The sequence below is a fragment of the Pseudomonas sp. MPDS genome (assembly GCF_013283895.1).
GTDB classification, from domain to species: Bacteria; Pseudomonadota; Gammaproteobacteria; order Pseudomonadales; family Pseudomonadaceae; genus Aquipseudomonas; species Aquipseudomonas rhizophila.
This window is the reverse complement of record NZ_CP054128.1, coordinates 3,342,455-3,356,094: the sequence shown is the minus strand read 5'-3', so window position 1 is coordinate 3,356,094 and position 13,640 is coordinate 3,342,455. Positions and strand designations below refer to the sequence as shown.

The 13,640-nt window shown below is 58.8% G+C and carries 12 protein-coding genes; 8 read left to right on the top strand and 4 right to left on the bottom strand.

All coding sequences use genetic code 11. From position 1 onward, the window contains the following. Positions 1-6: 6 nt before the first annotated feature. Positions 7-1,125: an NADH:flavin oxidoreductase gene (locus HQ912_RS14735; RefSeq protein ID WP_173406947.1), complete on the bottom strand. Its 1,119-nt coding sequence runs from the start codon at positions 1,123-1,125 to the stop codon at positions 7-9. A 102-nt stretch (positions 1,126-1,227) separates the two neighbouring features. Here HQ912_RS14735 and HQ912_RS14730 point away from each other — a divergent pair, with 102 nt between their 5' ends. Continuing rightward, a complete protein-coding gene (locus HQ912_RS14730) occupies positions 1,228-1,617 on the top strand; it encodes a winged helix-turn-helix transcriptional regulator (RefSeq protein WP_047226432.1) in 390 nt (129 codons plus the stop codon). A 63-nt stretch (positions 1,618-1,680) separates the two neighbouring features. Here HQ912_RS14730 and HQ912_RS14725 read toward each other — a convergent pair whose 3' ends face one another. Further along, positions 1,681-2,661 carry an AraC family transcriptional regulator gene (locus HQ912_RS14725; RefSeq protein ID WP_160892792.1) on the bottom strand — a complete coding sequence of 327 codons (981 nt, stop codon included), beginning with the start codon at positions 2,659-2,661 and terminating at the stop codon, positions 1,681-1,683. A gap of 188 nt (positions 2,662-2,849) precedes the next feature. Between HQ912_RS14725 and HQ912_RS14720 the strand changes: the two genes are divergently transcribed. Together HQ912_RS14720 and HQ912_RS14715 are read left to right on the top strand one after the other, a co-directional pair. Beyond that, the gene (locus HQ912_RS14720; protein WP_047226430.1) at positions 2,850-4,034 is read left to right on the top strand and encodes an aldo/keto reductase; all 1,185 of its coding nucleotides are present in this window, start codon (positions 2,850-2,852) and stop codon (positions 4,032-4,034) included. Positions 4,035-4,092: 58 nt separating this feature from the next. Then, positions 4,093-4,803, top strand: coding sequence for a hypothetical protein (locus HQ912_RS14715; RefSeq protein WP_173406946.1), 711 nt, complete (start codon positions 4,093-4,095; stop codon positions 4,801-4,803). A gap of 110 nt (positions 4,804-4,913) precedes the next feature. Here HQ912_RS14715 and HQ912_RS14710 read toward each other — a convergent pair whose 3' ends face one another. Continuing rightward, complete coding sequence (locus tag HQ912_RS14710) at positions 4,914-5,900, bottom strand: MDR family oxidoreductase (RefSeq protein WP_047226429.1); 987 nt, start codon at positions 5,898-5,900, stop codon at positions 4,914-4,916. 217 nt (positions 5,901-6,117) lie between these two features. Beyond that, the gene (locus HQ912_RS14705) at positions 6,118-7,680 is read right to left on the bottom strand and encodes a carbohydrate porin (protein ID WP_139050080.1); all 1,563 of its coding nucleotides are present in this window, start codon (positions 7,678-7,680) and stop codon (positions 6,118-6,120) included. A gap of 167 nt (positions 7,681-7,847) precedes the next feature. Here HQ912_RS14705 and HQ912_RS14700 point away from each other — a divergent pair, with 167 nt between their 5' ends. From HQ912_RS14700 to HQ912_RS14680, 5 genes are read left to right on the top strand one after another with little or no spacing between them, the layout of a single operon-like run. Continuing rightward, complete coding sequence (locus HQ912_RS14700) at positions 7,848-9,122, top strand: ABC transporter substrate-binding protein (protein ID WP_047226427.1); 1,275 nt, start codon at positions 7,848-7,850, stop codon at positions 9,120-9,122. Positions 9,123-9,144: 22 nt separating this feature from the next. After that, the gene (locus HQ912_RS14695; RefSeq protein WP_139050078.1) at positions 9,145-10,107 is read left to right on the top strand and encodes a carbohydrate ABC transporter permease; all 963 of its coding nucleotides are present in this window, start codon (positions 9,145-9,147) and stop codon (positions 10,105-10,107) included. Beyond that, positions 10,104-10,946, top strand: coding sequence for a carbohydrate ABC transporter permease (locus HQ912_RS14690; RefSeq protein ID WP_047226425.1), 843 nt, complete (start codon positions 10,104-10,106; stop codon positions 10,944-10,946). Before HQ912_RS14695 ends, HQ912_RS14690 begins: the two co-directional genes overlap by 4 nt. 27 nt (positions 10,947-10,973) lie before the next feature. Beyond that, complete coding sequence (locus tag HQ912_RS14685; RefSeq protein WP_173406945.1) at positions 10,974-12,119, top strand: ABC transporter ATP-binding protein; 1,146 nt, start codon at positions 10,974-10,976, stop codon at positions 12,117-12,119. Further along, positions 12,116-13,618 (top strand): glycoside hydrolase family 32 protein, encoded by a 1,503-nt coding sequence (locus HQ912_RS14680; protein ID WP_173406944.1) that lies wholly within the window; start codon positions 12,116-12,118, stop codon positions 13,616-13,618. The genes HQ912_RS14685 and HQ912_RS14680 overlap by 4 nt, the downstream gene beginning before the upstream one ends. The last annotated feature ends 22 nt before the right edge of the window (positions 13,619-13,640 follow it).

Sequence of the window (13,640 nt, the reverse complement as noted above, 5' to 3'; positions counted from 1 at the left end):
TAAGGCTCAAACCAATTCGGCTAAAGACGCCGGATTGAAGCCTTTCAGCTCCGCGTAATCGCCATTTTCCACTTTGGCGACCCAATCCTTGTCACTCAGCAGAACACGTCCTACGGCGATCAGATCAAACTCTTCGCGCTCCATACGCTCGACGAGCCGATCCAGGCTCGCAGGGGTTGAGTCCTGGCCGGCGAATGCGTGAGTAACGTCATTGTCCAGCCCGACCGAGCCAACGCTAATGGTTGTCGCTCCAGTGACTTTCTTCGCCCAGCCCGCGCAGTTCAGCCCGTTCTCACCATCAATTTCGGGAAACTCAGGATCCCAGAAACGTCGCTGCGAACAGTGCAGAACATCAACACCTGCCTCAACCAACGGTAGCAGCCACGCTTCCATTAATGCTGGGGTCTCGGCGAGGCGCACTCCAAAGTCCTGCTGTTTCCACTGGCTGACGCGCATGATGATAGGGAATTCGGGCCCAACGGCATGACGAACGGCAGACACTATCTCAGCGGCAAAGCGCGAGCGCTCTTTGATCGTCAGTCCGCCATAACGATCGGTGCGCTGATTGGTGCCGGCCCAGAAGAACTGATCGATCAAATAACCATGAGCCCCATGGATCTCGACTGTGTCGAAACCCAGGCGTTTGGCATCCGCCGCTGCCTTGGCAAAAGCAGCAACCGTGTCCGCAATATCCTCTTCGCTCATTGCCACACCGCGCGGGTCGTTTGGCGAATCGAGGCCTGATGGGCTTTCAACCGGCGCATCAGGCTCCCAGCCGCTGACGTCACGCACAGCACCGGTGTGCCAGAGTTGCGGCCCCATACGGCCACCCGCGTTGTGAACAGAATCAATCACGTTCTTCCATCCAGCTAACGCTGCTTCACCGTGGAAAAAAGGAATGCCGGAACCGTTACGTGAAGCGGGACGATCAACGACGGTCCCTTCTGACAAGATCAACCCGACCCGCCCCTCGGCCCGCCGCCGGTAGTAGGCAGCGCTCCCGTCACCGGGGATGCCCTCCGGCGAAAATTGTCTGGTCATCGGCGACATGACAATCCGGTTTTTCAGTTCAAGCGATCGGATGGAAAAAGGACGAAATAAGATGCTGGTATCAGGGTTTGACATTGGATGGACTCCGTTTGCTTTTGGAAGCCATATAAGTATATTTTGTAAACCAGATGTCAATTAGGCACTTAGAGTCGCCTAGGTATACATGAGGAAACTTCGATGCTGGAATTAAAGCCGCAATGTTTTTCGTCGGAGTGCCCAAGCCGGGCGCTGTTCGACCAGATCGCAGATAAGTGGTCAATGATGGTTCTGGCGGTGCTGGATGATGGCCCGCACCGTTTTAATGCCATCAAGCGTCGCCTGGAGGGCGTCACTCAGAAGGCACTGACACAGTGCCTGCGGCGGCTGGAGCGAAATGGTCTCGTCTCGCGCAAGGTCATTTCGTTCTCGCCCGTGGCAGTCCAGTATGAGATCACCCAACTGGGTCGAACACTGCAGCAGCCATTTCGCGAATTGCATAAATGGACGCTCGACAAATTGCCTGAAGTTGAAGCGGCCCGGTTGAAGTTTGACGAGGCTGCGCAGGTAAACCTACCAACGCCACATTAAGTGCCTAATTGACTCTAGGTTTATCTGCAACCGCCTGATCAAGTTGGTGATTGGGTCGCTTAATTAGTCGAGCCGCCCACCATTCTCCCGTGCGTGCTTGATGTCTCTCGAGGGTGGTGCTCCGAAACGCCGGGCATATTCGCGACTGAATTGAGCGACACTTTCATAGCCGACCCGCAAGGCGGCCGTGTTCACATCGAGCCTATCGGTCAACATCAGGCTGCGCGCGGCTTGCAGTCGTAACGATTTTTGATACTGGATGGGGCTGGTGCCTGTCAGCTTGCGAAACCGGTGATGCAGGGTAGAGCTGGCCATTCCTGATCGTTCGGCGAGGTCGGCTACGTGCAGCGGCTTGTCGTAGTGATATTTTAGCCATTCAATGGCTCTCACGATGCCCTTGTCTCTGTAACCCTCGCGAGTGACGCTGCGCAACAAATTCCCCGCCTCACTGAGCAGCAGCCTACCGTATATTTCCCGCTTGATAAGGCCGGACATCAAGCCTGCTTCAAGCGGCCGGTCGATCAGCGTGGAGAGTCGAGCGAACGCATCGAGCATCTCACTCGTCGCCACACCGGATACGAAGCCCCGCGCCTCAGTAGTCATTTCCTGCTTTGGCGGTTCCAGGGTCAGGATCACCTCGTTGAGCATGGCAAAATCGAGCTTCAACACAATTGATAAATAAGGGATTTGCTCGGTAGCCGCGGTAACGCGAGCCAGTGTGGGTATATCGACCGAAGTGACAAAAAACGCCCCTTGCTCAAACTCACAGGCTTGCTCGCCGAACGCGATCTCCTTTGCGCCCTGCAGAATGATGGCCACGCAAGGCTCATAAATGCAGTACTTGGGCGTACCTAGTTCGGCCACTCGATAAAAGGCCAAGCCTGGAATCGACGTTGTGCAAACCTCGTTCAACCCAATCTGCAGAGTGACTTTTTCGATAAGCCGCCTGAGTGCCTGGAGGCGTTCGTTGGGCTGAGCGGGTTCGTGCACGCTTGGCGAATGCACATGGCTGAAACGGAACTGCGAGAAGGAACCGCTCGTCATCACATGCGCCCCTATATACGGAATGCTCGAGTTTGCTGAGAGTGCGTGACCAGCACAAGTGCATCGGCAGGATTGTGCAAAAGATACGGCGCATTAGGGTCACCCGGCCAACCCTCGTTGTTCTAATTTCTATTACGAATGCTGGCTTCGATGAGCCCGTGAACCCTCAGTCGTGAAAGGAATGCTGGATGGACAGACGAGATTTTCTTACCTATTCGGCGGCGGGTGCTGTTGCAGCCGCTTTGCTGCCAGCATCGAGTGTCGCAAGTTCGCTGGCTACAGCCCCAGCGCCCTCTTCGCTGACAGAACGCGGAAGCGTGATGCCTACGCAAGGGCGGCTCGTGCGCACAGACCTGCCCCTCAATTTGCCCTCGCTTGCCATGAGATACATGACGCCTCAACGCTTTGGTATGGGCGGGACGCAGATTGGCAATATCTTTGCGCCGATCAGCGACGAGCAGGCGGCTTTGGTTCTGCAGGCTGCTTGGGAGGCGGGTGTAAGGCTTTACGACACGTCGCCGTTCTACGGGTTTGGCTTGAGTGAATATCGTCTAGGCCGCTTCCTGCACGACAAAAATCCAGACGATTATGTGGTCTCTACCAAGGTCGGACGCGTATTGACGGCCGCTGGTGGCCTACGTGCGGACCATGCTATCTGGAAGTCGCCGGCGCCCTTCAACTATCGATATGACTACACCGCAGCAGGCACGCGCCGCTCCGTGGAAGACAGCCTGCAGCGTCTGGGGTTACCCCGTATCGATATCGTCTTTATCCATGACCTCTCGCCAGATAACACTGAGCTGGAGAGCGGATGGGAAGCGGCGTATCAAATTGCCCGCACAGGGGCGATGGTTGAGCTTGAAAAGATGCGTAATGAAGGGCTCATCAAGGCATGGGGCTTCGGCGTCAATACACCGAACGCCGTGGTTCAGGCCCTGACCAGTAATGACCCGACGCCCGACATCGTGTTGCTTGCCTGCCAGTACTCCCTCCTCGACCACAGCGATGCGTTGCGCAACACCTTTCCGGCATTGAGAAGTAAGGGCACCAGTGTCGTGGTGGGAACACCTCTGAATGATGGATTTCTGGGAGGGCGCAGCCGATATAACTTCAGCCTGGATCTACCTGCCGGAGCGGTAGAAAAACGCGCGCGGATCATGGCGATTGCCAGCCGACATGGTATCGACATTCATACTGCCGCCCTGCAATTCGCGGCGGCACATCCGCAAGTGTCCGCGATCATCCCGGGGGCGCGTTCGCCGGGGCAGGTAGTTTCCAATGTACAAGCGATGAAGGTCGGTATACCGGCAGCCTTCTGGGAGGAGCTCAAGAGCCAGAGCTTGATCGATGCTCAAGCACCGGTTCCTTCCTGAGGAGGGGCCACGCCCGTGCTACCTGCTGAATAAGAACATTAGCCTAAGGTCGTAATAAATGAAGATGCGAACGTCTCTTATGTTTTTCGGCGGCCTGCTTGCGCTCTCCAGCAGTGGTCATTTACTCGCGGACACACTTGCGCTTAGCGTTCCGTTGCCTGATCCACTCCCACAGCTGAACGTTCTGACACTTCTGGTAGGTATACACCTGCTCGGTATGTGCTTCGGTCTTGGCGGGGCGACGATGCTGGACCTCTGGATCTTGCGGTGGATGCGCAGGGGCAGCCTCCCCGTTGAAATCGGCCGCACCTTTCACTTCATCAGCGACGCGGTCACTGCTGGGTTATGCCTCCTGTGGCTTTCAGGCTTTGGTTTCCTGGCCCTTTACGCGATGGAGTCGCCGGAAAAGTTGGAAAACCCCAAACTCTGGGCGAAGGTCATTGTGGTGATCGTCCTGACCATCAATGGAATAATCATCCACGCATTTGTGTTGCCAGCAGCCCTACGCGACTTGAGTCGCCCCCTGCTCTTTGGAGTCTCCCGCAGCAGAGCCGCCTTATTTCTCGCATCCGGTGCAGTTTCGGGTGTGTCTTGGTACACCGCTTTTGCCTTCGGCATTTTCCGTGAGTTAAACAATACCGTCACATTCACCCTGCTGGTCATCATGTGGCTTACGCTGGTACTAGCCGCCTCTCTCGCCGCAATTCTGCTCTGGTTAAACTCTGCAGCAGGCGCAAGAAAACTTCCTACGCTCAGTCCTCCGACTTAAAAATAAAGAGTCTCTGTGCATGTTCTCCAAGTTCGTATTCGATTTTGTCGTCGGGGCCAGCACGAGCCTGGCCGCGACATGCCTTCATGGGAATCGGCTCGCCGAAAGAATCAGGCGTTCACATCCACGACGGTGCGCCCGCGAACCTTCCCTTCCAGCACCCGACCGGCGATTGCCGGAACTTCCGCCAGGCCCACGACTTGGGTGGTGCGGGCAAGCTTGTCCACGTCAAGGTCACGCGCCAGTCGTGACCATGCTTGCACGCGGGCACTCTGGGGCGCATTGACAGAGTCGATACCGGCCAGGGTTACGTTACGCAGGATGAACGGCAGCACCGACCCTGGCAGATCTGCCCCCTGGGCCAAACCGAAGGCGGCCACAACTCCCCGGTATTGGGTCTGAGCCAACGCATTGACCAGGGTATGACTACCGACAGAATCGATAACGCCCGCCCAGCGTTCCTTGCCGATCGGGGCGCCTGCCTCGGACAGGGTCCGACGATCGATGACCTGTGCCGCACCGAGCTCGTGCAGGTAGTCGGCTTCCTCTTGCCGCCCGGTCGAGGCGATCACGCGATACCCCAGGCCCGACAACAGCGCAATTGCCACCGAGCCGGCACCGCCGCTGGCGCCAGTCACCAGGATATCGCCGCGCTCGGGGCTCAGGCCGCCATGCTCCAACGCCAGCACGCTGAGCATTGCCGTGTAGCCCGCAGTGCCGATGGCCATGGCTTGCTGGGTTGAAAATGCCTCTGGGACCTTCACCAGCCAGTCGCCACTCACCCGTGCTTTCTGCGCGAAGCCACCATGGTGGGTCTGGCTCAGCCCCCAACCGTTGACCAGCACTCGGTCGCCGGCCGCGAAACCGGGATTGCTGGAGGTCTCGACGATACCGGCGAAATCAATGCCTGGGATCAGCGGAAACTGGCGAATGACCGGCGAACGGCCGCTCAGGGCCAAGGCATCCTTGTAGTTGACGGTCGAGTACTCGATCACTACGGTCACGTCGCCTGGCATCAGGTCCTCGTCCTTGAAGTCGACCAGGTGTGTCGCGATTGCATCGCCGGGTTTGGTGGTGAGCAGAGCCTTGAATGTCATTGTTTTTCTCCGGTTCGGATGAGCGGGTTATCCGCCACCGCTTGTAGATGCATCAGGCAAACTGGTCAGTGTGCCTTTTGAACATCGAGCTGCAGCGACATACGGATGCCTGCATCCAGCATTCGCTCCGGAGCAAAGCATCGCATGAATTGCATCCGGTTGGCGCTGATGGAGGGTTGAGCGGCATCCTCTGCTTGCGAAGAGGATGCCCTCCCATTTAGAACCAGGTTTCCATCTGTATGCCGTATTGCCACACGCCGCCTGCGTTGAAGTCAGACTTGCCGAAGGAATCGGAGGCGCTGTATCTGTCCAGATCCGAGGACCAGTTCATGACGCTGGCGAACACGCGCAGTTCGGGGCGTGTGAGAAGGTCTCCAAAATCAGGTTTGAAGGTCGGGGCGACCGTGAACTTCCAGAAGTTGCCGTCGACTGCATTGCGTTCCATGTAGCCCTTGGGATCGAGGTCCATGGTTTGCCAGCTCATCTCGTAGGCCATCTCGAAATTGCTGTTGATTTCATTGGCCAGGCGCACGTTCAGTGTCATCCAGCGGTAGTCGTCGCCCTTGACGTACCGGTCCTTGCTCTGTTCGGCCAGTAAACTGGGACCGATGCGCCAGCCGGGGGCGATGGGCGTCTCACCATAGAGCGCCAGACGCAGAGCACGTGCGTCGTCGATCAGTTCGCCGTCCGAGCCGATGTTCTTGACCTCTGCCCCCAGGCCTTGCCCATAGAGCAACGCCGTTTTGAAGAAGCCTTCCCTGCCGAAAAAGTTCTTCTGGTGATTGGCCACCATGCTGTGCAGGCCGGAGTCCGCAGGTGTCAGGCCCGCCTCATTGTTGCGGGTGCCGATGTCGTTTTCTTTAGCGCCAATGGCGTTGAACATCCACTGCCACTGCCCATTGTCGAAGAACTGGTTGGAGGTCAGGATGTAGCTTTCAACATCGGCATTGACGCCGCCGTCACTGAACTCCCCGTAATTTCGCCCGATCAACGAGTAATTCGAGCGCCAGTTTTTGTTCATCTGCACGTCATAGATGCCACCGCCGGTGCCAGCCAGGTAGACGACGTCCGAGTCCAACCAGTGGATATCGAAATTGTCCCGGTCAAACCGCTTGCCTGCCCAGAGAGTGGAATTCTCAAACACCGAGTTCCCCTTGAACGCCGCGATGTGATCCAGTTCGGTAAACACCTGGCGCACGTTCAGGTTGCTTTCGTCGGCCGTCCAGTCATTGGAGCTTTCTACGCCATCGGCAATGGACACGGTGAATTTTGAGCGGGTGCCGTTCTGCGCGTATTGCTCTTTCGACAGGTCGATCCGCATATAGGTGTCGTCCTCGTTCCCGAGTCGCCCCACGGCACCGCCGACGGAACCGGCCGGGGTGGTATAAGGGCCGCCACGACCACCACCCAGACCGTCATTGACCAGCAACCCCGAGCGGGCGTACCCCTTGAAGCTGAATCCGTCCGTGAGGGATGCGCCACTGTCTTGTTTTTCCAGGCTTTGTTGCCGGGCTTCGAGTTTTGCCAGCCGCGTGTCCAGCGTCGGCGTGGCAACGTTTGCAGTGGATGCCACCGGTTGGAGCGCGGGAGCGGCGAGTTTGAGTTGTTGCAGTTCCCTGGCCAGGGCCTGGGTTTGCTGTTCGGCAGCCGCGGCGCGTTTTTCCGCGGCGCTGGCACGGGCCTCGAACGCAGCCATGCGTTCTTCCAGCGTCGCAGCGTGAGAGGTGGCCGCCGCGGTGCCGAGCACGCCTGCGAGAAGCCAGCTTGATGCTTTCTGCATGTGGATTTCCCTGTTTTGTTTTTATTTTTTGTTCCCGCAATGGTCTTTTTTCTTCGGCTTTTGAATTGTCAAAAACCGTGAAAAAAAGGGTGCCTCATCGCTAATACGCTGCTACATTTGGCGATGTTAACGTTAACTTTTCTAAAAACAAAAATAAAGAGGGCTTTATGAAACAGCTCAAATCGCTCCTTCCTGCTGCGCTGCTCGGCCTTTGTGTCGGGCTTCCATCCCTCTCGACTGCCGCCAATCTGACGATCTCCTGCGGTGCCGTAGGTGCTGAATTGCAGCTGTGCAAGGAGGCTGTCGAGGCGTGGTCGAAGCAGACCGGCAACAGCGTCGAAGTGGTTTCCACGCCTAACTCGGCCACCGAAAGGTTGTCGTTCTACCAACAAATCCTGAGTGCCCGATCCAGCGACATCGACATCATTCAAATCGATATGGTATGGCCGGGGATGCTGGCCAACCATCTGATGGACCTGCGCGAGGTGCTCCCTGCCAACGCGACCGAGGGCTACTTCCAGGCCCAGGTGGATAACGCCACGGTGAACGGCCGGCTGGTGACGATGCCCTGGTTCACTGATTCGGGCCTGCTCTATTACCGCAAGGACTTGCTTGAGAAGTACCACAAACAGGTGCCGCAGACCTGGGAGCAAATGACTGCAATCGCGCGGGAAGTCCAACAGGCTGAGCGTAGCGCCGGGAACGCCAATGCCTGGGGGTACGTCTTTCAGGGCCGCGCCTATGAAGGCCTGACGTGTAATGCACTGGAGTGGATCAGCAGCCAGCCGCAAGGTGGGTTGGTCAACCCTCAGGGTGACATCGTGGTCAACAGTCCTGCCGCAAGAACCGCGCTGACGTTGGCCAAGAGCTGGGTAGGAGACATCTCCCCACGTGGCGTACTCAACTACACCGAGGAAGAAGGACGAGGTGTATTCCAGTCGGGCAATGCGCTGTTCATGCGTAACTGGCCGTATGTCTGGGCCCTGGTACAAAGCCCGGACAGTGTCGTAAAAGACAAGGTCGGCGTGGCGCCCCTGCCCCGCGGTGGCGAGACGGGCACCCACGCCTCCACCCTGGGTGGCTGGGGCCTGGCGGTGTCGCGTTACAGCGCCAATCCAAAGCTTGCCGCGCAGCTGGTGAGCTACCTGAGCAGTGCTCAGCAGCAGAAACATCGTGCCCTGGTCGGCGCCTATAACCCGGTGATCGAGTCACTTTATCAAGACCCCGAGCTGCTCGCGGCGATGCCTTATTACAGTCAACTGCGCAGCATTCTCAAGGATGGGGTCATGCGCCCCGCCTCGATTACCGCCGATCGCTATCCACGTGTCTCCAATGCCTTCTTCGATCAAGTGCATGGTGTGCTGGCCGGCGAGGTGCCGGTCGATCAGGCGCTGGCGGAGCTGGAAAGCGAACTGACACGCATCAAGCGCCGGAACTGGTAAGCCACAAGGAAGGAAATTCACCATGTCTGTCTCCACTACCCTGGCGTCCGGTGACGAGCTGCTGCCCGCCCTGGAAACGCCGGTACAACGCCGCCGGGTTCGCGCCGCCTGGCTGTTCCTGACTCCGATGCTACTGTGCCTGGCCCTGGTGGCGGCCTGGCCGCTGCTGCGTACATTCTGGTTCAGCCTGACCGACGCCAGCCTGGCGGACACCGGTGACGCAAGTTTTATCGGCCTGAGCAATTATCTGCTGCACAGCAGCACCGGTTGGTCGGGCATCCTGGTCGATCCACAATGGTGGAACGCGGTGCGCAACACCTTGCATTTCACTGTGGTCTCAGTGGGGTTGGAAATGGTGCTGGGGCTGTTGGTGGCGCTGCTGCTGAACGTCAAGTTCACCGGGCGCGCCTTGGTGCGGGCATTGATTCTGATTCCCTGGGCGATCCCCACCATTGTCTCGGCGAAAATCTGGTCTTGGATGCTCAACGACCAGTTCGGCATCATCAATCATCTGATGCTGGGCGCCGGCCTGATTGACGCGCCCCTGGCCTGGACGGCAGACGCCGACTTGTCGATGTGGGCCGTGATCATCGTCGACGTCTGGAAGACCGTCCCGTTCGTCACGCTGCTGATGCTGGCGGCCTTGCAGATGTTGCCGGGCGATTGCTACGAAGCCGCCCGCGTCGATGGCATTCACCCGCTGAAGGTGTTCTGGCGAGTCACCCTGCCGCTGCTGATGCCTGCGCTGCTGGTGGCGGCGATTTTCCGCATCCTCGATTCGTTGCGGGTGTTTGACGTCATCTATGTGCTGACCTCCAACTCGTCGAGCACCATGAGCATGTCGGTGTACGCCCGCCAGCATCTGATGGAGTTCCAGGACGTCGGCTACGGCAGCGCGGCCTCGACCTTGTTGTTTCTGGTCGTCGCAGTCATCGCCATGATTTATCTGTACCTCGGACGCCGTCAAATGGAGGTTCGCTCATGAGCCCGCGCCTACTGAAAAAAGCGCTGTTGCGCGTCGGATTCTGGTGCCTGATCGCGATTTTGCTGCTGTATGCGGTGTTCCCTTTCTACTACGCCATCGTGACGTCGCTGAAGCCGTCCAGTGCCTTGTTCCAGGTGAGCTACTGGGTCGACAACCCCGACTTCTCCAACTATGCCGCCGTGCTCCACCAGGCCTCGTTCCTGCGGGCAATCGGTAACTCGCTGGTGGTTGCCCTGAGTGTGGTCGCGCTGGCGCTGTTCCTCAGCCTGACCGCCGCCTATGCCTTGGGCCGGGTGAAGTTTCGTGGACGCGGCGCGGTGTTGATAATGGTTCTGGGCGTGTCGATGTTTCCCCAGGTCGCGGTGCTGTCAGGGCTGTTCGAGGTGATCCGTGCCCTGGGCCTGTACAACACGCCCTGGGCGCTGATCCTGAGCTACACGATCTTCACCCTGCCCTTCACCGTCTGGGTGCTGACCACGTTCATGGGCCAACTGCCCCATGAGCTGGAGGAGGCGGCGATCATGGACGGTGCTTCGCCCTGGGTCACCCTGACCCGCGTGTTATTGCCGCTGCTCTGGCCTGCGCTGGTCACCACCGGCCTGCTGGCTTTCATTGCTGCGTGGAACGAGTTCCTGTTTGCCCTGACCTTCACCCTCACCGACACGCAGCGCACGGTGCCGGTAGCCATCGCCCTGATTTCCGGCGGCAGCTCCCATGAGTTGCCTTGGGGGCTGTTGATGGCCGCTTCGGTGCTGGTCACCGTCCCACTGGTGATTCTGGTGCTGATCTTCCAGCGCCGAATCGTTTCCGGTCTCACTACCGGTGCGTTAAAGGGTTGATGCCCAACAAAGACAAGGAACAGCATCGTGATCAAGTTGAAGCTAGACAACGTGAACAAACAATTGGGCGGCATGCGCATTCTTCGCGACGTCAGCCTGGAAATCGCCGCCGGTGAATTCGTGGTGTTCGTCGGCCCCTCGGGCTGCGGAAAATCCACCCTGTTGCGACTGATCGCCGGGCTGGATTCCATCTGCGCCGGCGACCTGTTGATCGACGGGCGCCGGGTCAATGACCTGGAGCCGCGCGAGCGTGGCGTCGGCATGGTGTTTCAGTCCTATGCCCTCTACCCGCACATGAACGTCTACGACAACATCAGTTTTGGTCTCAAGTTGGCCAAGACCGAAAAAACCAGCCTGCGCGAGCGCGTGCTGAAAACCGCGCAAATCCTGCAGTTGGACAAACTGCTGCAACGCAAACCCAAGGAATTATCGGGTGGCCAACGTCAGCGGGTGGCCATGGGCAGGGCTATGGCACGGGAACCGGACATCTTGTTGTTCGATGAGCCGCTGTCCAATCTGGACGCCTCTTTGCGCGTGCAAATGCGCAATGAAATCGCCAGGCTGCATGCCCGACTGGGCACGACCATGATCTACGTGACCCACGATCAGGTTGAAGCGATGACCCTGGCCGACAAGATTGTCGTGCTCAATGGCGGACGTATCGAGCAGGTTGGCTCGCCACGAGAACTCTACGAACGCCCGGCGACTCGTTTTGTCGCCGGTTTCCTCGGCTCGCCAAGGATGAACTTTCTTGCAGCGTTCCTGCATACGCCAGGCGCAAGCAGCCTGGTGGAAAGCCTGGTATTGGGCAGGACCACCCTGCCCTTTGACAGCTCAAGCCTGGCGGCGAACAGCCAACTGAGCCTGGGGATTCGACCGGAACATGTAGCACTCAAGGCGGCACAGGGCACAGCCGGCATCGCCGTGATCGGGGTCGAATACCTGGGCAGCGAAACCTATGTGCACCTCGATACCGGTCAGGATGAGCCGATGATCTGTCGCTGTGAGGTCCACGCCGGGTGGCGAGTGGGTGATCGGGTCGAACTGCAGGTAGAGATCGACAATCTGCACCTGTTCGATGCCGACGGCACGGCCTTGAGGCGCCACCCACAATCCCTCGAAACCCCGTTGGATGACATTGCCCAGCGCTCGGTACGAGCAGGCGCCCTATGACCGTGTGTGTGAATCCCATGAACGCTCCAATGTCCGCGACCCTTGAGCTTGCACAACAGGCGCTGAGCGCCGGCCTGTCTCGCGTCACCGATGACTATCGCCCCGACTATCATCTTGCCCCGCCCGCAGGCTGGATGAACGACCCTAACGGAGTGGTGTACTTTCGCGGCGAGTATCACGTGTTTTATCAACATCACCCCTTCGACGCGAAATGGGGCCCGATGTATTGGGGGCATGCCAAGAGTGCTGACCTGGTCCATTGGCAGCACCTGCCCATCGCACTGGCGCCAGGCGATGACTTTGACCGCGACGGGTGTTTTTCCGGCAGTGCGGTGGTGTGTGGCGACACGTTGGCGTTGATCTACACCGGGCACACCTGGCTGGGGGAAGTGGGTGACGAACGCCAGATTCGCCAGGTCCAGTGTCTTGCCACCAGCGTCGACGGCGTCCGGTTCGTCAAGCAGGGTGTCGTCATCGAGACCGCACCGCAAGACACGATCATGCATTTTCGTGATCCCAAGGTCTGGAAGGACAACGACTATTGGTACCTGATTGCCGGCGCACGCCTGGGCGATACGCCTTTACTCCCCTTGTACCGCTCCATCGATCTGCGCGCCTGGGAGTTCCTTGACTATGTAGCCCGCGGCAACGAGGGCGATGGCTATATGTGGGAGTGCCCGGACCTGTTTCGCCTCGATGGGCGCGACGTGCTGCTGTACTCCCCCCAGGGCATGCGCCCCGAGGGTTACGAGCGGCTCAACAAGTACCAGACCGGTTATCGCGTGGGGCAACTCGACAGCCAATGGCACTTCAGCGGCGACCCGTTTATCGAGCTGGATAACGGCCATGACTTCTATGCTGCGCAAACGCTGGTGGCTGCTGACGGTCGGCGCCTGGTGTGGGCGTGGCTCGACATGTGGGAAAGTCCGATGCCGAGCCAGGCCCATCACTGGTGCGGCATGCTCGGCCTACCCCGGGAACTGCAGTTGCATGCCGACCGCCTCAGGGTGTTTCCGGCCCGGGAACTGACCGCTTTACGCAAGGCACCGCTGCCGCACACCTCTGCGTGGGTTGGACCGGGCTACGAATGGGTGCCACAGGTCAATGGCGACAGGCTCGAGCTCCATGTGCATCTGGATTTGCTCGGCTGTGCCGAAGGTCACCTGGGTATCGCCTTGCGTTGCAGTGCTGAGGGCGACGAACAAACCCTGCTCTATTACGACGCTTCGCTGCAGCGCCTGGTACTGGATCGCAGTCGTTCGGGCGCGCAGGTGAGCGGTCAGCGCAGCGTGGCGATAGACCACGCCCAGAAGTCCTTGCACCTGCGGGTGTTTCTGGATCGTTCGTCCATCGAGGTGTTTGAGCAAGACGGCCGCTTCAGCCTCAGCAGCCGCGTCTATCCGCGGCCCGACAGCCTGGGGGTAAAACTATTGGCAAGCGGGGCTGGCGGACGCGTCTCCATTGGTAATGCATGGCCGCTGGCTTCCGCATGGCTATGAGCAATGTCATTCGAGTCGCGAC